Origin of the sequence: Arthrobacter sp. B3I4 (assembly GCF_030816855.1) — a bacterium.
Taxonomy (GTDB): domain Bacteria; phylum Actinomycetota; class Actinomycetes; order Actinomycetales; family Micrococcaceae; genus Arthrobacter.
Genome location: NZ_JAUSYK010000001.1, coordinates 2,487,490 through 2,508,512, shown reverse-complemented (window position 1 = coordinate 2,508,512; position 21,023 = coordinate 2,487,490). Strand labels below are relative to the sequence as shown.

Genomic DNA, 21,023 nt, shown 5'->3' with positions numbered 1-21,023 from the left:
ACGAGAGAAGGATGAGGCGAATTATGGGCAACCATAGTGACGGCAGTCCGAACCACTCGGGCACCGTAGCTACGGCTGGTCAGAATGAGGTGGAGAAGTTCCAGGATCCTGGAATTCCCCCGCATCGTTTGCGCCTGGCCGACACGGACCCGAGGGCCGCAAAGCGAGCGGAACGGCAGGTGGCCCTTCTGTTCGGCGTCTCTGTCGTTGGCACCCTGATATTCCTGGTGGCGTACTTCGCCATCGATCTTGGCCATGACTCCGCGATCTCGACGATCCGGCTGCAGAACATGCTGCTCGGCATCGGCACCGCCTTCGCCATGCTCGGCATCGGTACCGGCATCGTGCACTGGGCCAAGGCCCTTATGCCCGACCACGAAGTGTCGGAGGAACGCCACGCGATCCGCACCGAGGAAGACCGCCGGGCCGCTGTCCGCATCGTCGACGACATCGTCGAGGAGACCGGCATCAAGCGCCGCCCGCTGATCCGCAACAGCCTGCTCGGCGCTGTCGCTCTGGCGCCGCTCCCGGCCCTGGCCATTTTCGGTGACCTGGGACCCCGCCCGGACAAGGCGCTGGCACACACGATGTGGGCCCCGGTCGACGGCAAGACCAAGCGCCTCACCCGTGACCCTGATGGCACCCCCATCAAGGCTTCGGACGTCACCACCGGGTCGGCCTTCCACGTTATTCCGGAAGGCCTCAACGAGCTGGAGGAAGGCAAGCTGAACGAAAAGGCCAAGGCCGTTGTTCTGCTCATGCGCCTGAACCCGGAATCCCTCAAGCCCTCCCCGGGCCGTGAGGACTGGAGCTACAACGGCATCGTTGCCTACTCCAAGATCTGCACCCACGTTGGTTGCCCTGTTGCCCTGTACGAGCAGCAGACCCACCACCTGCTCTGCCCGTGCCACCAGTCAACCTTCGACCTGACCCAGGAATGCAAGGTTATCTTTGGCCCGGCCAGCCGGCCGCTCCCGCAGCTGCCCATCGCCGTGGACGACGAGGGTTACCTCTACGCCACGAGCGACTTCAAAGAACCTGTTGGACCTAGCTACTGGGAGCGTGCTGAGCATGAGCGCAACATCAACAGCTGACACCCCCACCTTTGTCGCCAAGACCAAGGGCGGCCGCATTACCGATTTCGTTGACCAGCGCGTCGGCGGATCAGGGATCCTGCGTGAATTCGGCCGGAAGGTCTTCCCCGACCACTGGTCCTTCATGTTCGGTGAAGTGGCGCTGTACTCCTTCGTGATCCTGCTGCTCTCGGGCACCTTCCTCACGTTCTTCTTCGACCCGTCCATGGCGGAAACCCACTACGCGGGTTCGTACCTGCCGCTCAAGAACGTCGAAATGTCGGTGGCGTATAACTCGTCGCTGAACATCTCCTTCGACGTCCGCGGCGGGCTCTTTATGCGCCAGGTGCACCACTGGTCGGCGCTGCTCTTCGTCGCCTCGATCGCCGTGCACATGCTCCGCGTGTTCTTCACCGGCGCGTTCCGCAAGCCACGCGAAATGAACTGGGTGGTGGGCAGCGTGCTGCTCATCCTGGCCATGGCCGCCGGCTTCACCGGCTACTCGCTCCCCGATGACCTGCTCTCCGGCAACGGCCTGCGCATTATCGACGGCGTGATCAAGTCCATCCCGGTGATCGGCACCTACATCTCGTTCTTCCTGTTCGGCGGGGAGTTCCCCGGCACCGCCATTATCGGCCGGCTGTACATGCTTCACATCCTGCTGGTTCCGGCGCTCATCCTGCTGATGATCGCCATCCACCTGTTCATGGTGGTCGTGCACAAGCACACCCAGTACCCCGGCCCGGGACGCAATGACGGCAACGTCGTCGGCTACCCGCTCGGCCCGGTCTACGCGGCTAAGGCCGGCGGCTTCTTCTTCATCGTGTTCGGTGTCATCGCGCTGATGGCCGGTTTCTTCACCATCAACCCGATCTGGAACTACGGGCCGTACGACCCCTCCCCCGTCTCGGCCGGCACCCAGCCTGACTGGTACATCGGCTTTGTCGACGGCGCGCTGCGCCTGATGCCCGGCACCCTGGGCAACTGGCACGTGGAGCAGGTCTGGTTCGGACATGTCTTCACCTTCAACGTGCTGCTGCCGGCCCTGGTCCCCGCAGGCATCCTGTTCACCGTGATGTTCGCCTACCCGTGGATTGAACGCTGGATCACGAAGGACGACCGCGAGCACCACGTCCTGGACCGGCCCCGCAACGCACCGACGCGCACCGCGATCGGCATGGCAGGGTTTGTCTGGTACTGCGTCATGTGGGCGGCGGCAGGTTCCGACCTCATCGCCACGCACTTCCACGTGTCCCTCAATGACGTCACGTACTGGCTCCGGGCCCTGTTCTTTATTGGCCCGGTCATCGCGTTCATCGTCACTAAGCGCGTCGCACTCGCCCTGCAGCGCAAGGACCGCGAGATTGCCCTCCACGGCCGCGAGACCGGCCGTATTGTGCGCCTGCCGCACGGTGAGTTCATCGAGGTTCACGCCCCGCTGGACGAGTACAAGCGTTACAAGCTGGTGGGCTTCGAATCCCCGACGCCGCTGCCAGCACAGCCGAACCTCCGCGGTGTCGTGGACCGCAAGGAAAAGCGCCGTGCGCGCCTTTCCCGCTGGTTCTTCGAGGACCGCGTCGCCCCGGCGACCCCGGCCGAGCTCGCGGCGGCCCACAGCCACCACGGCGAGCACGAGGCGGTTGAAGCAGCGGCAGGGCAGAAAACGCTCAGCCACTAGCCTCCGGCTCCAGTGAGCAGAAAAGGCCCGGTCCCTTTGGACCGGGCCTTTTCTGTACTCTCCCCCAAACGCGGGGTCCCGCCCGGCAGCACGCCCGGCGGCCCGCCGGAGCGTTTCCGGGATTACTGCCTAGCCCGACCTACTACCTAGACCGAACTGCTGCTTGCCTGGCGGCCACCTAGACAGGCTGCGGCTCAGCCCCAGGCGGTCACGGGCGGTAGCCAGTGGCGTAGTTCCGGGTGGGACGGACGCCGGGCCGCTGCAGGGGCACCCAGAGCTTGTACCGGTCGGCTCGGTAGTAGGAAACCGAGTAGTCGACCATCGCCCTGGCCACAAACGCATGCCGCTGGATCTTTAACAGCGGGGACCCCACCTCAACATTGAGCAGGCGGGCCGTGGACGGTGACGCAGCCGTCGCCTCAATCATGTCCTCGCCCCACTCCATCACGAGGCCGTACCGCTCGCTCAGGACGTTGTAGAGCGACGTCGGAGGCTCCCCGTCGAGCAGTCCCGGGGCGCGGTGCGCGGGAATGAAGTTCTCGTCAACGCTCATGGGCTCGTTGTCGGCGAGCAGGAGCCGCCGGAACCGCACCAGCGGCGTGCCTTCCTCGAGCTGCAGCTCCCGGGCCAGGAACGCGCTGGCGTTGATTTGCTCGAAGCTGAGCACCTTGGCCGCCGGGACCATGCCACGGCGCTGCATCTCCTCGCTGTAGGAGGTGAGTTTGACCTGCAGGTCCAGTTTCGGTTTGCGGACGAAGGTGCCCAGTCCAACGACCCGTTCGATCACCTCTTCGCCGACCAAGGCGTCGATGGCCTGGCGCACCGTCATCCGGGCCAGGCCAAAGCGCTCGGAGAGGTCCCGCTCCGACGGCAACGCTGAACCGGGCGGGCAGGAGCTGGTGATGTGGGCGCGGAGAATCTCCCGCAGCTGGACGTAGATGGGGACCCCGCTGTGCCGGTCAATCTCGCCGGCCATCGTCGCGGCGTTAGAACCCACGAAGGCCCCTGTTGGAAACGTGCATGCCTTAAGCGTAGGTCACCTTCCCGACAGGTCTAGACCAACCACGGTTTCGATCGCGGCCGCTCCCCCGGCTAGGCTGAAACGAAACAGCCACCACCCAGAGGAGCCACCTTTGCCAGCACGAACGGCCGTCGTCCAGGCCTCCATCGGACTGCACGCCCGTCCGGCCGCGGTCTTCGTCCGCGCCGTGACGGACACCGGTCTTCCGGTCACCATCAGCAAGGACGGCGGACCGGCTGTGGACGCCCGGTCGCTGCTTGAGGTGATGAGTGCGGACTTCGGCTGCGGCTGCGAAGTCCGGCTTGAGGTCCGCACAGACCGGCTCCCGCCGGGCACCAGCGCCGGGGACGCGGAACGGGCCCTCGGGGAGCTTTGTGCCCTGCTGGAGTCGCAGGGCAGTTAAGCAGCAGAACGACGGCGGGCCCCACCTTTTCGGTGGGGCCCGCCGTCGTCGTCAGGAACCGGCGCTAGTGCGCGTGGTCACCGCGGCTGTATTCGTAAACCCAGCCGATCAGCGCCACGATGGCCAGGCCGCCGGCGATGAACGTGATCCAGAAGCCCACGGCGAGGCCGAGGAAGCCTCCGGCGCAGGCCAGGCCCAGAACCAGCGGCCACCAGCTCCAGGGGCTGAAGTGGCCCTGCTCGCCGGCACCTTCGTGGATCTCAGCATCGGTACGGTCCTCGGGGCGCAGACCTACACGCTTGCCGGTGAACCCGAGGTACGCGCCGATCATGCCGGCCAGGCCCCCGAGCAGCAGAACGCCGAGGATGCCGACCCACTCGGACCAGCCGGTGAGGAACCCGTAAATCACGGAGACGGGGACGAAGAAGAATACTCCGAGTCCAAAAATGCGTGATTCGATCTTCACTGTGCGGTGTCCTTCTGGTCGGCGTTGCCAAGCGCCGCAGCTGCCGGCGCCGGGGAGTCGATGGTCTCACGCTGGGAGAGCTCCGGGTGGTGCAGGTCCAGGGCGGGACGCTCGGACCGGATCCGCGGCAGCGACGTGAAGTTGTGCCGCGGCGGCGGGCACGAGGTGGCCCATTCCAGCGAGGCGCCGAAGCCCCACGGGTCGTCGACCAGAACCTTCTGGTTGCTGCGCCAGGTGATGTAGACGTTCCAGAAGAACGGGATCAGCGAAGCGCCCAGGAGGAAGGACGCGTAGGTGGAGAACTGGTTCATCCAGGTGAAGTTGTCCTCCGGCATGTAGTCCGCGTAGCGGCGCGGCATACCCAGGACGCCGAGCCAGTGCTGGATCAGGAAGGTGCCGTGGAAGCCCAGGAAGAGCATCCAGAAGTGGATCTTGCCGAGGCGTTCGTTGAGCATCTTGCCGGTGAACTTCGGCCACCAGAAGTAGAAGCCCGCGAACATGGCGAACACGACGGTGCCAAACACCACGTAGTGGAAGTGCGCCACCACGAAGTAGGTGTCCGAAACATGGAAGTCCAGCGGGGGCGAGGCCAGAATGATGCCGGTCAGGCCGCCGAAGAGGAAGGTTGCCAGGAAGCCGATGCTCCACAGCATGGGGGTCTCAAAGGTAAGCGACCCCCGCCACATGGTGCCGATCCAGTTGAAGAACTTCACGCCGGTGGGTACGGCGATCAGCATCGTCATGAAGGAGAAGAACGGCAGCAGGACCGAGCCGGTGACGTACATGTGGTGGGCCCACACAGTCACCGACAACGCGGCGATGGAGATCGTTGCGTAGACCAGGCCCTTGTAACCGAAGATCGGCTTGCGGCTGAAGACCGGGAAGATTTCGGAGACGATGCCGAAGAACGGCAGCGCGATGATGTACACCTCGGGGTGGCCGAAGAACCAGAACAGGTGCTGCCAGAGGACGGCTCCGCCGTTTTCCGGGTCGAAGATGTGGGCGCCGAACTTGCGGTCCGCTCCGAGAGCGAACAGGGCGGCAGCCAGCGGCGGGAACGCCATGAGCACCAGGATGGCGGTGACCAGGATGTTCCAGGTGAAGATCGGCATGCGCCACATCGTCATGCCCGGGGCGCGCATGCAGATAACGGTGGTGATGAAGTTGACCGCGCCGAGGATGGTGCCGAAGCCGGAAAGCGCCAGGCCGAAGACCCAGAGGTCACCACCGACGCCGGGGGTGAAGGTCGTGTTGGACAGCGGCGCGTAAGCGAACCAGCCGAACGAGGCGGCGCCCTGCGGGGTGATGAAGCCGGAGACGGCGATCGTGGAGCCGAACAGGAAGAACCAGAAGGCCAGCGCGTTCAACCGCGGGAAGGCGACGTCGGGGGCACCGATCTGCAGCGGCATGATGACGTTGGCGAAGCCGGCGAAGAGCGGCGTCGCGAACATCAGCAGCATGACGGTGCCGTGCATGGTGAAGAGCTGGTTGTACTGCTCTTTGGTCTGCAGGATCTGCATGCCGGGCTCGAACAGCTCGGCGCGGATCAGCAGCGCCATGACGCCGCCGAAGCAGAAGAACACGAAGGACGCGATCAGGTACATGTACCCGATGGTCTTGTGGTCGGTGGAGGTGATCCAGTTGACGACGATGCGTCCCTTGGATTTTGGTACTACGGGAGCCTCAAGGATCCCGGAGGGCTGAGAGTAGGTCGTTGCCACTTCGCGCTCCCCTTACTTGTTCTCGGTCTTGGCCGGGAGGCGGTCGTACTCTTCGCCGAGCAGTCCGGTGTTGCCGCTCTGGCGCAGCTGGTCCATGTGAGCCTTGAAGTCAGACTCGGAGACAACCTTGACGCGGAACAGCATTTCGGAGTGGTACTCGCCGCAGAATTCGGCGCACTTGCCGTCGTAGGTGCCCTCTTTGGTGGGGGTGAACCTGATGTAGTTGGTCTTGCCCGGGATCATGTCGCGCTTCTGCAGGAAGGCGGGAACCCAGAAGGAGTGGATGACGTCGCGGGCGTTCAGCTCGAGGTCAACCGACTTGTTGACCGGCAGGTAGAGCGTGGGCAGCTTTTCCTTGTCCACGCTGTTGCCGGTGAGGTGCGCCTGCACGCCGGCTTCGTGGACGTCGGCGCTGATCACGTCACCCTGCTTGTAGTTGAAGTCCCAGGCCCACTGCTTGCCGCGGACGTCAACGACGACGTCGGCCGGCTGGCTGCGGTTGTCGATCGCCTGCTGGTCGTTGTCGGTGAAGTAGAAGAACACCAGGACCATGAACAGCGGGATCGCGAGGTAAAAGACCTCAAGCGGCAGGTTGTAGCTGGTCTGCGCCGGGAACCCCTTGGTGTTCTTGCGACGCCGGTAGGCGACGATGCACCAGATCATCAGACCCCAGGTAATGATGCCGACAGCCAGCGCGGCAATCCATGAGTTGACCCAGAGGTCCATGATGCGGTCGGTGTGGTTGGTGGTGCCGCGTTCCGTCGGCATCCACCCTTTCTGCACCTCTGGTGAACATCCAGTCAAAGCCAACGCGCCGGCTAGTGCCAAGCCGGTGATCGTAGTGATCTGTTTGCGTCGGCTGCCGGTTTGGTTCTGCGAACTCACAGACGGGCCTTCCTACTTGTTGCTGCCACCCGGCCGCCGCTGGCGGTCCGGGCACACTAAAAGTTTTACTACTCGGTGTAGAGCTTACCGCTCCCCGGGAGTTTTCGCCCACATGTCCGCGCCGTGGCCCGTGGCCAATTTAACGGGTCCGGTCAGCCCTGCCCCGGACGGCACTAAGGCCGGGCAAAATGCCCGGCCTTAGACCTTAGTGGAAGGAGTCTCCGCAAGCGCAGGAGCCGCCGGCGTTGGGGTTGTCGATGGTGAAACCCTGCTTCGAGATCGTGTCTTCGAAGTCGATGCTTGCTCCGCTGAGGTACGGCACGCTCATCTTGTCGACGACGACCTCAACACCGTCGTAGTCCCGGACGGCGTCGCCTTCGAGCAGCCGCTCGTCGAAGTACAGCTGGTAGATCAGACCGGAGCAACCGCCCGGCTGCACCGCAACGCGGAGGCGGAGGTCCGTGCGGCCTTCCTGTTCCAGCAGGCTGCGGACTTTGCCGGCGGCGACATCGGTCAGCTGAACCTCGTGGCTGGCCAGCTCCTGGTCCGTCTGGACGGTGGTGTCGGCGCTGTTTTCGTTGGTTGTAGTGCTCATGGCCTACCTTCTTACGACGGTGGTGGCGGCACCGCCTGCGCGGCACCCGCCCCTACTTATACGGTACGGGCTATAGCTACATGCTACGTCGAGCAGCCGTGTAGCTCTAACTCCTTGGGTAACCGCCGGCATCCGCCGGATGTTCCCCGCGACGCGGCGCCGCGCTCCCGTTGCCGGCTCCCCCGCGCCGGCGCCTTCCGGTCAGGCCAGGCCCTCGGCGTTCAGCCGGGCCAGCAGGAGCGCCTCGGCGATGATCGCGTTGCGGAAGTCAGCCAGGTGCAGGGACTCGTTGGCACTGTGGGCCCGGGAGTCGGGGTCCTCCACCCCGGTGACCAGGATCTGCACGTCCGGGTACAGCTCCGTCAGGTCGGCTATGAAGGGAATCGATCCGCCGATGCCGGTCTCCACTGCCGGCACGCCCCAGGCCTCGCCAAGCGCCCACATCATCGTCCGCGCCGCCGCGGAACTGGTGTCGGTGCTGAAAGCGTTGCCGCTCTCCCCCGGGGTGAACACCACCTGGGCGCCAAAGGGCGCGTGGCGTTCGACGTGCCGGCGGACTGCTTCCATGGCCTCGGCCGGGTCCTGGCCCGGGGCGAGCCGGAGACTGAATTTGGCCCGGGCGCGCGGGAGCAGGGTGTTGGAAGCGACGTCGACGGCGGGTGCGTCGAAGCCGATTATCGAGAGCGCCGGCTTGGTCCACATCCGCGAAGCGATGCTTCCCGTGCCGGCGAGCCGAACGCCGTCGAGCACGGACGCGTCGGCCCGGTACTCCTCCTCGGTCAGGTCGACGGTGGCGTCGTCGCGGCTGACGAGCCCTTCGACCGCCACGCTGCCCTCGTCGTCGTGCAGCGTGGCGATCAGGCGCGACAGCAGCGTCGGGGCGTCGAGGACGGGGCCGCCGAACATGCCCGAGTGCACGGCGTGGTCGAGGACCTTGACCTCGATGGTGCCGTCCACCAGGCCGCGCAGGCTGGTGGTGAGGGCGGGGATGCCGACCTTCCAGTTGGACGAGTCGGCGACGACGATCACGTCGGAGCGCAGCAGCTCCTGGTGGGCTTCCAGGAAGGCGCGGAACGTCGGTGATCCCGCTTCCTCCTCGCCCTCGAAGAAGAAGGTGACGCCCAGGCCAAGGTCATCCCCAAGAACGCGGCTCACAGCGGTGTAGGCCGCGACGTGGGCGAGGATGCCTGCCTTGTCGTCCGCGGCGCCCCGGCCGTACAGCCGGCCGTCGCGTTCAACGGCGGTGAAGGGTTCGGTCTCCCACAGCGAGAGGTCGCCGGTGGGCTGGACGTCGTGGTGGGCGTACAGCAGGATGGTCGGCTTACCGGCCGCCGCAGGACGGCGCGCGACGACGGCGGGCCCGCCGGCGGTGCCGTCTTCCTTGTCGCAGCGCAGGATCCGGACATCCTCGAACCCGCTGGCGCGGACCAGACCGGCGACGGCCTCGGCGCTGGCGTTCAGCGGAGCCGGGTCGAAGCTGGGCCAGGCGATGCCCGGGATGGCCACCAGTTCCTTTAACTGTTCGACTGTGGCGTCGAAGGCTTCGGTGACGGCCTGGCGGAGGGCGGCAGTGTCAATGGGGTTCGTACCGCCGGCTGAGGGCTGCGGGATCCCCGCGGGTGATGAAGTCATGGCCAAAACACTACCCGTGTCCCGGATCACCACAAACAGCCCACGCCAGCGGCACGCTGCCGTGGGCCGGCGTGGCCTGGCGGGCGCGGGCTGGGCGTTCCGGCCGCCCCCGCAGGGTATTCTGTAGGGGTGTTTGGACGTAAAAAGGAAGCGCCCTCGGCGCAGGACATCGTTGACCAGCAGGTAGCCGAGACGGCAGCCCGGAACGCCGCCGTCGGCAAGGGCGCCCCGACGCCCAAGCGGAGCGCGCAGGTGGCTGCCCGGAAGCGGCCGCTGGTTCCGGAGGACCGGAAGGCTTCCAAGGCAGCCGAGCGCACGGCGGTCGCGGATCAGCGCCTGAAGATGCGCCAGGCCATGGACACCGGGGATGAGAAGTTCCTGCCGCTGCGGGACAAGGGACTGCAGAAGCGCTTCGCCCGCGACTATGTGGATGCCCGCTTCAGCCTTGGTGAATACCTGATGTTCGGCGCCCTCGTCTTTGTGGTCATCTCCCTGCTGGTGCCGGCGAGCAGCGAACAGATGATTTACGTCCTCGGCGGTTTCTGGGTGATGTTCCTGGCCGTGTTCGTGGACGTCTTCATCCTGTCCCGGAAGCTCAAGAAGCGTCTTGCGGAGAAGTTCGGCGAGGTGGAGCGGGGTACCGTCTGGTACGGCTCCATGCGCTCCCTGCAGTTCCGCCGCCTCCGCCTGCCCAAGCCCCAGGTCAAGCGCGGCGAGTTCCCGGCCTAGCCCCCCACAGTTCCACCGCGTAGTTTCACGCGCAAACCCCCGGCAGTCTCGACTGCCGGGGGTTCTTTTTTGCCTGGCGCGCTAGCGGCGGGGCGGGCGTTTGGCCAGCTCGCGGTTGATACGCGCCGCCCAGAACGGCCCCTCATAAAGGAACGCGGTGTAGCCCTGCACCAGGGTGGCCCCGGCCTCCAGCCGTTCCCGCACGTCCTGGCCGGACTCGATCCCGCCGACCGAGACCAGGGTCAATGCCCCGCCGGTCGCCGCCTTGAGCCTGGTCAGCACTTCCAGCGACCGCGTCCGCAGCGGCGCGCCGGACAGGCCGCCGGCTCCGCACGCCGCTACCTGGTCCGGGCTGGAGCGCAGCCCGGTGCGGCCGATCGTGGTGTTGGTGGCAATGATGCCGTCCAGCTTCAGGTCTAGGGCGAGCCGGGCGACGTCGTCGATGTCCTCGTCGCTGAGGTCCGGGGCGATTTTGACCAGCAGCGGGACGTGTCGCCCGGCCGCTGCGTCCGCAGCCTCCCCCACTGCGGTCAGCAGCGGGCGCAGCGTCTGGACGTCCTGCAGCAGGCGCAGCCCGGGGGTGTTCGGCGAACTGACGTTGACCACCAGGTAGTCGGCGGCCGGGGCCAGGCTGCGGGCGCTCACCAGGTAGTCCGCCACGGCGTCTTCGAGTTCCACCACCTTGCTCTTGCCGATGTTGACGCCGATCACCGGGCGGACGCCGGGGAACCGGCGCTGCAGCGAGGCTCGGGCGGCGCGGAGCCGCGGCGCGACGGCCGCGGCGCCGTCGTTGTTGAAACCCATCCGGTTGATCACCGCACGGTCCTCGATGAGGCGGAAGAGCCGCGGCGCGGGGTTGCCGGGCTGGGCCTGGCCGGTGATGGTGCCGACCTCGATGTGGCCGAAGCCCAGGTCGGTGAGCGCCTCGATGCCGTGGCCCTCCTTGTCGAACCCGGCGGCGAGCCCGAACGGCGAGGGGAAGGTCAGCCCGAACGCCTCGGTCCGCAGCGACGCGGCCGGGCCGGTCAACCGCTGCAGCACCCGGCCGGCGCCGGAGCGGTGGGCCAGCCGGATCCCCAGGAAGCCGATCCGGTGGGCACGTTCGGCGTCCATCCACGAGAAGGCGAGCCGGAAGAAGGTGGGATATACGCGCATGCCCCTAGTTTTCCGGTTCCGGCCGCGCAAACCAAAACACCTCCAGTCCATGAACCCGGATCCCTCGCCGCAGCACTCGCCGGAGCACTCGCCGCCGGGCGCTAGCATGAAGCCATGACCAGCGAGGATGCAGTTCACAGCAGCGCCCCGGCGGCGGCAACCGGACCACGGATCGAAGCTGATGTCGTCGTGGTCGGCGCAGGACTCGCCGGGCTGGTGGCCGCGGCAGAAGCCTATGCGGCCGGCCGGACGGTGGCGGTCCTGGACCAGGAGCCGCACGCGTCAGCCGGCGGCCAGGCCCACTGGTCCTTCGGCGGCCTCTTCCTGGTCAACACCCCGGAGCAGCGCCGGCTCGGCGTCCGGGACAGCGCCGAACTGGCCCTCGCCGACTGGCTCTCCTCCGCCGCGTTCGACCGCCCAGAGGATGCCTTGCCCCGCCAGTGGGCGGAGGCGTATGTGGACTTCGCCGCGGGTGAGAAACGCGCCTGGCTGACTTCCCTGGGCGTGAAACTGTTTCCGCTCGTGCAGTGGGCCGAACGCGGCGGCTACGGCCCGGACGGGCACGGCAACACCGCGCCGCGCTTCCACGTCGTCTGGGGCACCGGCCCGGCTCTCGTCGCGCCGTTCCTCGCCAAACTCCGCGAGGGCGAGGCCGCCGGGAGGGTGAAGTTTTACTTCCGGCACCGGGCCACGGAACTAACGACGACGGCGGGCCGGCTTAGCGGGGTGCACGGCGAAGTGCTGGAACCCAGCGGTGCCGCGCGCGGGGAACGGTCCTCCCGGAACGTTACCGCGGCGTTTGAGGCGACGGCAGGTACCGTCATCGTGACCAGCGGCGGTATCGGCGGCAACCACGAGGCGGTCCGGCGGCAGTGGCCCGGCGGGAGCGCCCCGGAATCGATGCTCAGCGGGGTGCCGGCCTCGGTGGACGGCGAATTCCTGGCCGCAGTGGACCGCGCCGGCGGCCACCTGGTCAACGCGGACCGGATGTGGCACTACCCGGAAGGCATCCACAACCACTCCCCCGTCTGGCCCCGGCACGGCATCCGGATCCTGCCCGGACCCTCCGCGCTATGGCTCGACGCCACCGGCCGGATGCTCCCCGCGCCGTTATTCCCGGGCTTCGACTCGCTCGGCGCACTGCGGCACATCCTGGGCACCGGGCACTCCCACTCCTGGTTCGTGCTGAACAAAACCATCGCGCTCAAAGAGTTCGCGCTCTCGGGCTCAGAACAGAACCCCGACCTGACCGGCAAGGACATCCGCCTGCTCGCCTCCCGGCTCAAACCCTCCGGTGACAGCCCGCTGCAACGCTTCCTGGACCGGGGCGTCGACTTCCTGCAGGCCGGCAGCCCTCGCGAACTTGCCGCCAGGATGAACCAGCTCACAGGTTCACCGCTCATCGATGCCGCGGAGCTGGACCGGCTGGTCCGCTCCCGGGACCGTCAGTTCGCCAGCGGCCTGGGCAAGGACCCGCAGCTCGCAGCGATCCGGGCCGCCCGCCGTTTCACCACCGACAAGATCATGCGGATGGCTCCCCCGCACGCCATGCTGGACCCCCGGCACGGGCCGCTGCTGGCCGTTCGGCTCTCCGTCCTCACCCGCAAGAGCCTGGGCGGGATCCGGACCGACCTGCAGTCCCGGGTTCTGGACAGCGCGGGAAGTCCGGTAGCCGGGCTGTACGCCGCCGGTGAGGCCGCCGGGTTCGGCGGCGGCGGCATCCACGGCTACCGCGCCCTGGAAGGAACCTTCCTGGGCGGGTGCCTGTTCTCCGGCCGTTCCGCGGGCCGCGCCGCCGCGGCAGCCATCTAGCGGGGTCTGTGATGCAGATGCAATGGCAGACGGACATCCTGGGCGACGACTTCGCGGCCTGCACCTTCCAGGCCGCCGGCCGGGACGGCGTCGAACGCACCGCCACCCTGATCCGGCACCTGCCGTCGGCCGGGGCCGGTCCGGCCCCGCGGCGTGCGGTGCTGTTCCTGCACGGCTGGAGCGACTACTTCTTCAACGAGGAGCTCGCGGAGTTCTGGACCGGCCAGGGCTTCGGGTTTTTCGCCCTTGACATGCACAACCACGGCCGGAGCCTGCGGCCCGGCACGCACGGCGGCTACGTGGCCGATCTCGCCGATTACGACGCCGAGATTACGGCCGCGATCGGCATCATCGGATCGCTCGGCCCGAAGGACGCGCCCGCTCCGCCGGTGACCCTGATGGGACATTCCACCGGCGGCCTGATCGCAGCGCTGTGGGCCAGCCGGCATCCCGGCGGCGCCGCCCAGCTGGTCCTCGACAGCCCCTGGCTTGAGATGCATGGCAGTCCTGCCGTCCGCCGGGCCGCCAGGACCATGGTGGAACCGCTGGCACGTTTCCGTCCCGAGTCCGTGATCCGGCTGCCCGAGCGCGCCTTTTACTGGCGCAGCATCAGCAGCGCGGCGGAGGGCGAGTGGGTGCTGGATGACAGCTACCGGCCGCCGCGCGCCTTTCCGGTGCGGGCCGGCTGGCTCAGCGCCGTGCTTGCCGGCCAGTCCCGGGTGGCCCGGGGACTCAACATCGACGTGCCCATCCTGGTGCTGATCTCCGGAGCAAGCGCCAACGGCATGTTCTGGAAGGAATCCATGCGGCGCACGGACGCGGTGCTGGACGTGAACACTATTGCGCTGCGCGCCCTGAGCCTGGGCCGTTCCGTCACGCTCGAACGCATCGACGGCGCGTTGCACGACGTCTTCCTCTCCGCGCCGCGGGTCCGGGCCGACGCCTATGCGCGGATGGCCCGGTGGATCCGGGCGTACGTGCCGGACGCCGGCGGCACCGCGTGACCGGTTCCGCGGCGCGGGGATGGCAGCCCGATGTCCTGGGCGGCAGCTTTGAGTCCCTGGAGCTGCCACTGCTGCCCGACGATGAAGGACCGGTCGTCGCCACCCTGGTCCGCCATGCCGGCGCGAACGTACCGGCGCCGGGGAAAGTGGTGCTGTACCTGCACGGCTGGGCCGACTACTTCCTGCAGGCGGAACTGGCTGGCCGCCTCGTCGCCGGCGGGTTCCATTTCTACGCCCTGGACCTGAGGAAGTTCGGGCGGAGCCTGCGGAGCTGGCAGACTCCCGGCTACACCACCGATCTCGCGGACTATGACGAGGACCTCGCAGCAGCGCTTGCCGCCGTCCGGGCCGACGTCGCGGAGCGGACGGCCAGTCCGGAAATCCCGACGGTGCACCTGCTCGCGCACTCCTTTGGCGGCCTCGTCGCGGCACTGTGGGCGGACCGGAACCCCGGCGCCATTAGCACCTTGGTCCTCAATGCGCCGTGGCTGGAGCTGCAGGGCAGCAGCCTGATCCGCCACGTGGCCATGCAGCTGGTTGAACCGCTGGCACGCGCCGACCCGCGGCGGCCGTTGCTGCTGCCCAGCATGCCCGGCTACTGGGACAGTGTCAGCGGCACGGCCCACGGCGAGTGGGATTTGAACCCGCAGTGGCGGCCCCGGGCGTCATTTCCGATCCGGCCGGGATGGACAAAGGCGGTCCTCGCTGGCCACGCGGCCGTGCAGCGGCGGCTTAACATCGCCTCGCCGGTGCTGGTGATGCTGTCCGGCCGCACCCGGATCCAGGCCGAGTGGTCCGAGGAGCTGATGGATCTCGACGCCGTGATCGACGTTGATGAAACGGCGCGGCGGGCGCTCGGCCTGGGCCGCCGGGCCGCCGTGTTCCGCTACCCTGGGGCGCTCCACGACGTCTTCCTCTCCCGCCAGGCGGTGCGGGAGGAAGCCTACGACGATTTATTGCTTTGGCTCACCCTGTACCCCGGCGAGGGGTCGGGGCGGCAGGCGGGTTCCCAGCCCGGTACCGGGGCCGGTCCCCGGGCCGGTTAGTCGGGTTCCGAAGCAGGTCAGGCCGGTGCGGGCGCACCGGGCTCAGCGGCCGCAGCGGCCGCATCGACTGCGCCGCCGTAGCGGCGGTCCCGCTGGGCGTAGATTTCGACGGCGTCCCACAGCGTCCGGCGGTCGACGTCGGGCCAGAGAGTGTCGAGGAAAACGAATTCGGCGTACGCGGACTGCCACAGCAGGAAGTTGGAGAGCCGCTGTTCACCGGAGCTACGCAGGAACAGGTCGACGTCGGGCAGGTCGGGTTCGTCCAGGTACTTTTGAATCGTCCGTTCGGTGATCGCACCGGGCTTGAGCCGGCCCGCCGCCACCTCCTCGGCGATGGCGGTCACGGCGTCGGCGATCTCCGCGCGGCCGCCGTAATTAACACACATGTTCAACGTGCAGGTGCTGTTGCCTCTCGTGTACTCCTCCGCGTCCTCAAGTTCCCGGATCACCGAGCCCCAGAGCCGCGGCCGGCGCCCGGACCAGCGGATCCGCACGCCCCACTCATCCAGCTGGTTCCGCTGGCGTCGCAGCACATCCTTGTTAAAACCCATCAGGAAGCGCACTTCCTCGGGTGATCGCCGCCAATTCTCGGTGGAAAACGCATAAACGCTGACGTACTCGATGCCAAGTTCGATGGCCCCGGCGACGACGTCCAGCAGCGCCGGTTCTCCGGCCTTGTGGCCCTCGATCCGGGGCAGCCCGCGCTGGTTGGCCCAGCGCCCGTTGCCGTCCATCACGATGGCGACGTGCCGCGGAATAAATTCGGCCGGGAGGGCCGGCGGCACCGCTCCGGAGGGGTGCGGGTACGGCGCCGCCACGGGGGCGCTGCGCTGACGGACCGCATTCTTCTTACCCAATGCCCTGTTACCAAGTGCCACAGTTACGTTCGCTCCACATGTTTGAGGGATTTCAGGACCCGTTCCAGGTGCCACTGCAGGTAGCTTGCCACCAAGCCGGCCGCTTCCCGGCGGTGCAGCGGCGCGGAAGCGTCGGCCGCGCCCCAGTTGCCGGTCAGCAGGGCACCGAGCAGCAGCACCGTCTCCGCGGCGGGCGCGGGCGACCCGGGCGGCCGGCATTCCCGGCAGACCATGCCACCCAACGGCGCAGAGAACGCGGTGTGCGGGCCCGCCGCGCCGCAGCGGGCGCAGTCGGTGAAGCTGGGCGCCCAGCCGCCGGTGGACAGAGCCCGGAGCAGATAGGAATCCAGGATGAGCTCCGGCGCGTGGTCGCCCCGGCTGAGCGAAGCCAGTGCCCCGACGAGCAGGTTGTACTGCGCGGTGCCGGCTTCGCCGTCGACGTCGGTGAGCTTCTCCGCTGTCTCAGTCATCGCGGCGGCGACAGTGTAGCGGCCGTAGTCGGCGGCGATGCTGGAGCCGTACGCGCCCTTGGCGACGGCCTGGGTGACGACGTCGAGGGTACGTCCGGAGATGAGCTGGAGGTCCGCGACCATGAACGGCTCAAGCCGTGCACCGAAGCGGCTGCTGGTGCGGCGGACGCCCTTGGCGACGGCCCGGACCTGGCCGTGGTGTTTGGTCAGCAGGGTAATGATCCGGTCGGCCTCGCCAAGCTTGTGGGTGCGCAGGACCACGGCGTCGTCGCGGTAGGCGCGCGCAGCAAAGGAGGATGGTTGGGCCACAGTTAATCTTCGCACTCAGTGCCGGGGAAGTTTGCCATTGCCCCGGCCGGTTCCTGGAGAGCAACCGCCGGGAACAGCGCTGCGCCGCCGGGGTGCCCGGCGGCGCAGCGCTGAAGAGGACGTGGTGTCGCCTGCACCTACGCGCGGGCGTCGCGGATGGCGCGGTTGACGGCGGAGATGACGGCCTTGAGCGAGGCCATGGAGGTGTTGGCGTCGATGCCCACGCCCCACAGCACCCGCTCTCCCACGGCACATTCGACGTAGGCCGCGGCCTGGGCGTTGCCGCCCTCGGACAGGGCGTGCTCGCTGTAGTCCAGCACCCGGACGTCGACGCCGTCCTCCCCCAGGATGGTCAGCAGGGCCGCGATCGGACCGTTTCCGGTCCCGGTGCGGCGCAGCTGCTTGCCGTCCACCTTCAGGGCGGCAGTCAGCGTCATGGTGCCGTCCTCGTCGGACTCGGTGCTGACGGCGCCCAGCGCGTACCGGCCCCACTGGCCCTCCGCCGCGGGGGAAGGCAGGTATTCGTCCTGGAACTGCTGCCACAGCTGGTCGCCGCTGACTTCACCGCCCACCGTGTCGGTGCGGCGCTGGATGACGCCGGAGAATTCGATCTGCGCACGGCGCGGCAGGTCCAGGTTGTGCTCGTTCTTGAGCAGGTAGGCCACGCCGCCCTTGCCGGACTGCGAGTTGACCCTGATCACGGCTTCGTAGCTGCGGCCGAGGTCCTTGGGGTCCACCGGCAGGTACGGGACCTGCCATTCGTAGTCGGCGACGTCCTTGCCAGCAGCGGCGGCGTCCTTTTCCAGGGCTTCCAGGCCCTTCTTGATGGCGTCCTGGTGCGAACCGGAGAAGGCCGTGAAGACCAGGTCCCCGCCGTACGGCGACCGCTCCGCGACCGGCAGCTGGTTGCAGTACTCGACCGTGCGGCGCACGTCGTCGATGTCGGAGAAGTCGATCATCGGGTCCACGCCCTGAACAAACATGTTCAGGCCCAGGGTCACCAGGTCCACGTTGCCGGTGCGTTCGCCGTTGCCGAACAGGCAGCCTTCGATCCGGTCGGCGCCGGCCAGGTAGCCCAGCTCGGCGGCGGCGACACCGGTGCCGCGGTCGTTGTGCGGGTGCAACGAGAGGATGATGCCTTCACGGGGGTGCAGGTGGCCGGCTCATCCATTCGATGGAATCGGCGTACACGTTGGGAGTGGCCATCTCGACGGTGGCCGGCAGGTTGACGATCACCTGGCGGTCCGCGGAGGCTTCAAAGACATCGGCGACGGCGTTGCAGACCCGCACGGCGTAGGCCAGTTCGGTGCCGGTGAAGGACTCCGGCGAGTACTCGTAGGTGATGTGGGTGTCCTGGAGGGTTTCCTCGTACTTTTTGCACAACCGGGCACCCTGCAGGGCGATGTCCAGGATGCCGTCCTCGTCCTGGTTGAACACGACGCGTCGCTGCAGCACCGACGTCGAGTTGTAGAGGTGCACGATCGCCTGTTTGGCGCCTACCAGAGACTCATAGGTCCGCTCGATCAGGTGTTCCCGGGCCTGGGTCAGGACCTGGATCGTGACGTCGTCGGGAATGTGGTTGCCCTCGACCAGCTGGCGGACGAAGTCGAAGTCCGTCTGCGAGGCCGAGGGGAAGCCGACTTCGATTTCCTTGTAGCCCATGCGGACCAGCAGGTCGAACATTTTCATCTTGCGCGCCGGGCTCATCGGATCGATCAGGGCCTGGTTGCCGTCGCGCAGGTCCACGGCGCACCAGCGCGGGGCCTTGGTGATGACCTTGTCCGGCCAGGTGCGGTCGGGCAGTTCAACCGTGATCAGGTCCTGGAACGGGACGTAGCGGTGGACCGGCATTCCTGAGGGCTGCTGTGCGTTTCGCATTACTTATCGGGGCCTTTTCTGTGGTTCTTGGTGAAAGGGTGGCCGGGCAACACAAACTCCGCAGCGAGGGTTGGCCATGCGCTAGATCGCGTCTGAGGCCTCGCCGCGGCAGCTAAGAAGAAGCAGTTCTGCGCGCACATTTTCACAGTAACACGGGTGCGTAAGATGAAGGAGCCATACCTCTGACAACGTCCACCATGCAGACGCTGTACCGGTGCCAGGCCGGATACAGCGCACCTTCGAAGGAGCAGCAGTGCCGCTTTCCGGGATCGACCAGTCCACCATCGACGACGCCGTCCGACCGCAGGATGACCTGTACCGGCACTTCAACGGCGGCTGGCTGAAGACCACCGCCATCCCTGATGACAGGCCGCTCGAGGGTACCTTCACGGCACTGCGCGACGCTTCCGAGTTGGCGGTCCAGGAGATCATCCTCGAGGCCGCCGGCCGCGGTGAGGCGGCGACCGGCATCGAGCGCAAAATCGGCGACCTGTACAACAGCTTCATGGACAAAGCCGCGGTGGAAGCCAAGGGCGCCGAGCCGATCCGGTCCCGGCTGGCCGAGGTATTCGCCACCGGTTCCGCTGCCGAACTGGTCGAGCTGGCCGGGCGGCTGTTCCGCGCCGACGTCTCCGGACTGTTTTCCATCTACCCGGCACCGGACGCGGGCAACCCGGACCGCATCCTGCTCTACACCGGCCAGGGCGGTTTGGGGCTGCCGGATGAGTCTTACTACCGGGAAGAGAAGTTCGCGCCCATGGTCGCGGCTTACCGGGACCACGTCCGTACCCTGTTCGACCTTGCCGGGCTCGCCGACGCCGGGGCCGCAGCCGGCCGCGTGGTGGAACTGGAGACATCGCTGGCCTCCCACCACTGGGACAAGGTCACGCTGCGCAACCCGCAGAAGACCTACAACCTGAAGTCCGCCGACGAAGCGGCCCGGCTGTTCCCGCTGCTGCCGGCTTGGTTCGACGCCGCCGCGATCGACCCGGACAAGCGTGCCGAGCTGGTGGTCAGCACCCCGGACTTCTTCACCGGCGCCGCCGCCCTGCTCGAAACAGTCCCGCTGGCCGCGTGGCAGGAATGGCTTGCCACGCGGGTGATCAGCGCGGCCGCGCCGTACCTGTCTGCCGCCTTCGTGGACGCCAGCTTCGCCTTCTACGGCACCACTCTGAGCGGCACCCCGCGCAACCGTGACCGCTGGAAGCGCGGCGTCGCCGTCGTCGAGGCCGCGCTCGGCGAGGCGGTCGGGCAGATTTACGTCGCCCGGCACTTCCCGGAGAGCCATAAAGAGGACATGCGGACCCTGGTGGGCAACCTGACGGAGGCGTACCGGGAGTCCATCACCGGGCTGGCCTGGATGGGCGAAGAGACAAAGCGGGAAGCGCTGAAGAAGCTGGACTCTTTCCGGCCCAAGATCGGCTACCCGGACAAGTGGATCGACTACTCGGCCGTGGTGATCGACGAGTCGGACCTGCTGGGCAATGTGGAGCGCGCCCACAACGCCGACGTCGACCGCCACCTGGACGAGGTGGGCAAGCCGGTGGACCGTGAGAAGTGGCTCATGACGCCGCAGACGGTGAACGCCTACTACCACCCGCTGCTCAATGAGATCGTGTTTCCGGCGGCCATCCTGCAGCCGCCGTTCTTCACGGCCGACGCCGACGACGCTGTGAACTACGGCGGCATCGGTGCCGTGATCGGCCACGAGATCGGCCACGGCTTCGATGACCAGGGTTCCCAGTACGACGGCAGCGGCCTGCTCCGGAACTGGTGGACCGAAGCGGACCGGACCGCGTTCGAGGCGCTGACCTCAAAGTTGGTGGCGCAGTTCGACGCCCTCTCCCCCGCCGAAGCTGCGGGCCAGCACGTCAACGGCAAGCTGACCCTGGGCGAGAACATCGGCGACCTCGGCGGCCTGACGATTGCGTACAAGGCGTACCTGATCAGCCTGGACGGAAACGAGCCCCCGGTCCTGGACGGCCTCACCGGCGCCCAGCGCTTCTTCGCGTCCTGGGCGGCAATCTGGCGGCAGGTGATCCGCGGCGAGGAATCCGTCCGGCGGCTCGCGACGGACCCGCACTCCCCCAATGAGTTCCGCACCAACGAGATCGCCCGGAACCTGGACGCGTTCCATGCCGCGTTCGGCACCGCGGAGCAGGACGGCATGTGGCTGTCTCCCGAGGAGCGCGTCAGCATCTGGTAACGGCGGCCGCCTAGTTCAGGCGGAAGAATACAGGCGGAAGAGTTCAGGCGGAGGAGAAGGACCGGACGGAAGCGTAGGGCGGG

General features: G+C 67.3%; 17 protein-coding genes and 1 pseudogene. 8 read left to right on the top strand and 10 right to left on the bottom strand.

What is annotated here, in order from left to right; all coding sequences use genetic code 11:
• Positions 1 to 23: 23 nt before the first annotated feature.
• Both QFZ61_RS11955 and QFZ61_RS11950 read left to right on the top strand, forming a co-directional pair.
• Positions 24 to 1,094 (top strand): ubiquinol-cytochrome c reductase iron-sulfur subunit, encoded by a 1,071-nt coding sequence (locus tag QFZ61_RS11955; protein WP_307036286.1) that lies wholly within the window; start codon positions 24 to 26, stop codon positions 1,092 to 1,094.
• The gene (locus QFZ61_RS11950; protein WP_307036284.1) at positions 1,072 to 2,751 is read left to right on the top strand and encodes a ubiquinol-cytochrome c reductase cytochrome b subunit; all 1,680 of its coding nucleotides are present in this window, start codon (positions 1,072 to 1,074) and stop codon (positions 2,749 to 2,751) included. The genes QFZ61_RS11955 and QFZ61_RS11950 overlap by 23 nt, the downstream gene beginning before the upstream one ends.
• 208 nt (positions 2,752 to 2,959) lie before the next feature.
• On the opposite strand, the gene QFZ61_RS11945 is transcribed toward QFZ61_RS11950, so the two are convergent.
• The gene (locus QFZ61_RS11945) at positions 2,960 to 3,727 is read right to left on the bottom strand and encodes a GntR family transcriptional regulator (protein WP_307038164.1); all 768 of its coding nucleotides are present in this window, start codon (positions 3,725 to 3,727) and stop codon (positions 2,960 to 2,962) included.
• Between the two features lie 157 nt (positions 3,728 to 3,884).
• On the opposite strand from QFZ61_RS11945, the gene QFZ61_RS11940 reads away from it, so the two are divergent.
• Positions 3,885 to 4,175 (top strand): HPr family phosphocarrier protein, encoded by a 291-nt coding sequence (locus QFZ61_RS11940; protein ID WP_307036282.1) that lies wholly within the window; start codon positions 3,885 to 3,887, stop codon positions 4,173 to 4,175.
• Positions 4,176 to 4,239: 64 nt separating this feature from the next.
• Here the strand turns inward: QFZ61_RS11940 and QFZ61_RS11935 are convergent, their stop codons facing one another.
• The 5 genes from QFZ61_RS11935 to QFZ61_RS11915 all read right to left on the bottom strand — a co-directional run bounded on the left by QFZ61_RS11935 (position 4,240) and on the right by QFZ61_RS11915 (position 9,474).
• The gene (locus tag QFZ61_RS11935) at positions 4,240 to 4,641 is read right to left on the bottom strand and encodes a cytochrome c oxidase subunit 4 (protein WP_307036280.1); all 402 of its coding nucleotides are present in this window, start codon (positions 4,639 to 4,641) and stop codon (positions 4,240 to 4,242) included.
• Positions 4,638 to 6,362 carry a cytochrome c oxidase subunit I gene (gene ctaD / locus QFZ61_RS11930; protein ID WP_307036278.1) on the bottom strand — a complete coding sequence of 575 codons (1,725 nt, stop codon included), beginning with the start codon at positions 6,360 to 6,362 and terminating at the stop codon, positions 4,638 to 4,640. Before ctaD ends, QFZ61_RS11935 begins: the two co-directional genes overlap by 4 nt.
• A 12-nt stretch (positions 6,363 to 6,374) precedes the next feature.
• Positions 6,375 to 7,247, bottom strand: a complete 873-nt coding sequence (gene coxB, locus QFZ61_RS11925; RefSeq protein ID WP_307036276.1) for a cytochrome c oxidase subunit II — start codon at positions 7,245 to 7,247, stop codon at positions 6,375 to 6,377.
• A gap of 205 nt (positions 7,248 to 7,452) precedes the next feature.
• Positions 7,453 to 7,842, bottom strand: a complete 390-nt coding sequence (locus tag QFZ61_RS11920) for an iron-sulfur cluster assembly accessory protein (protein WP_307036274.1) — start codon at positions 7,840 to 7,842, stop codon at positions 7,453 to 7,455.
• Positions 7,843 to 8,043: 201 nt separating this feature from the next.
• Positions 8,044 to 9,474, bottom strand: a complete 1,431-nt coding sequence (locus tag QFZ61_RS11915) for a dipeptidase (RefSeq protein ID WP_307036272.1) — start codon at positions 9,472 to 9,474, stop codon at positions 8,044 to 8,046.
• Between the two features lie 129 nt (positions 9,475 to 9,603).
• Here QFZ61_RS11915 and QFZ61_RS11910 point away from each other — a divergent pair, with 129 nt between their 5' ends.
• Positions 9,604 to 10,203, top strand: a complete 600-nt coding sequence (locus QFZ61_RS11910) for a DUF3043 domain-containing protein (protein ID WP_307036269.1) — start codon at positions 9,604 to 9,606, stop codon at positions 10,201 to 10,203.
• An 81-nt stretch (positions 10,204 to 10,284) separates the two neighbouring features.
• Here the strand turns inward: QFZ61_RS11910 and QFZ61_RS11905 are convergent, their stop codons facing one another.
• Positions 10,285 to 11,358, bottom strand: a complete 1,074-nt coding sequence (locus tag QFZ61_RS11905; protein ID WP_307036267.1) for a quinone-dependent dihydroorotate dehydrogenase — start codon at positions 11,356 to 11,358, stop codon at positions 10,285 to 10,287.
• Between the two features lie 114 nt (positions 11,359 to 11,472).
• Here QFZ61_RS11905 and QFZ61_RS11900 point away from each other — a divergent pair, with 114 nt between their 5' ends.
• From QFZ61_RS11900 to QFZ61_RS11890, 3 genes are read left to right on the top strand one after another with little or no spacing between them, the layout of a single operon-like run.
• Positions 11,473 to 13,170: an FAD-binding dehydrogenase gene (locus tag QFZ61_RS11900; RefSeq protein WP_307036264.1), complete on the top strand. Its 1,698-nt coding sequence runs from the start codon at positions 11,473 to 11,475 to the stop codon at positions 13,168 to 13,170.
• Positions 13,171 to 13,187: 17 nt separating this feature from the next.
• Entirely contained in the window at positions 13,188 to 14,174 is a 987-nt protein-coding gene (locus QFZ61_RS11895; protein WP_307038162.1) for an alpha/beta hydrolase, read from the top strand.
• Positions 14,171 to 15,220 carry an alpha/beta hydrolase gene (locus QFZ61_RS11890; protein WP_307036262.1) on the top strand — a complete coding sequence of 350 codons (1,050 nt, stop codon included), beginning with the start codon at positions 14,171 to 14,173 and terminating at the stop codon, positions 15,218 to 15,220. Before QFZ61_RS11895 ends, QFZ61_RS11890 begins: the two co-directional genes overlap by 4 nt.
• A 17-nt stretch (positions 15,221 to 15,237) precedes the next feature.
• Here the strand turns inward: QFZ61_RS11890 and QFZ61_RS11885 are convergent, their stop codons facing one another.
• From QFZ61_RS11885 to leuA, 3 genes and pseudogenes are all read right to left on the bottom strand, one after another.
• Positions 15,238 to 16,077, bottom strand: a complete 840-nt coding sequence (locus QFZ61_RS11885) for an isoprenyl transferase (RefSeq protein WP_307036260.1) — start codon at positions 16,075 to 16,077, stop codon at positions 15,238 to 15,240.
• A 23-nt stretch (positions 16,078 to 16,100) separates the two neighbouring features.
• Positions 16,101 to 16,856, bottom strand: a complete 756-nt coding sequence (gene recO / locus QFZ61_RS11880; protein WP_307036258.1) for a DNA repair protein RecO — start codon at positions 16,854 to 16,856, stop codon at positions 16,101 to 16,103.
• A 137-nt stretch (positions 16,857 to 16,993) separates the two neighbouring features.
• Positions 16,994 to 18,734: pseudogene (leuA, locus tag QFZ61_RS11875) on the bottom strand (2-isopropylmalate synthase).
• 253 nt (positions 18,735 to 18,987) lie between these two features.
• Here leuA and QFZ61_RS11870 point away from each other — a divergent pair.
• Positions 18,988 to 20,940: a M13 family metallopeptidase gene (locus QFZ61_RS11870; RefSeq protein ID WP_307036256.1), complete on the top strand. Its 1,953-nt coding sequence runs from the start codon at positions 18,988 to 18,990 to the stop codon at positions 20,938 to 20,940.
• Positions 20,941 to 21,023: the final 83 nt, after the last annotated feature.

Coding starts and splice junctions, on each gene's coding strand:
- QFZ61_RS11950 (WP_307036284.1), top strand. CDS start 1,072: ATGAGCGCAACATCAACAGCTGACACCCCCACCTTTGTCGCCAAGACC.
- QFZ61_RS11955 (WP_307036286.1), top strand. CDS start 24: ATGGGCAACCATAGTGACGGCAGTCCGAACCACTCGGGCACCGTAGCT.
- QFZ61_RS11945 (WP_307038164.1), bottom strand. CDS start 3,727: ATGGCCGGCGAGATTGACCGGCACAGCGGGGTCCCCATCTACGTCCAG.
- QFZ61_RS11895 (WP_307038162.1), top strand. CDS start 13,188: ATGCAATGGCAGACGGACATCCTGGGCGACGACTTCGCGGCCTGCACC.
- QFZ61_RS11915 (WP_307036272.1), bottom strand. CDS start 9,474: ATGACTTCATCACCCGCGGGGATCCCGCAGCCCTCAGCCGGCGGTACG.
- QFZ61_RS11905 (WP_307036267.1), bottom strand. CDS start 11,358: ATGCGCGTATATCCCACCTTCTTCCGGCTCGCCTTCTCGTGGATGGAC.
- QFZ61_RS11900 (WP_307036264.1), top strand. CDS start 11,473: ATGACCAGCGAGGATGCAGTTCACAGCAGCGCCCCGGCGGCGGCAACC.
- QFZ61_RS11920 (WP_307036274.1), bottom strand. CDS start 7,842: ATGAGCACTACAACCAACGAAAACAGCGCCGACACCACCGTCCAGACG.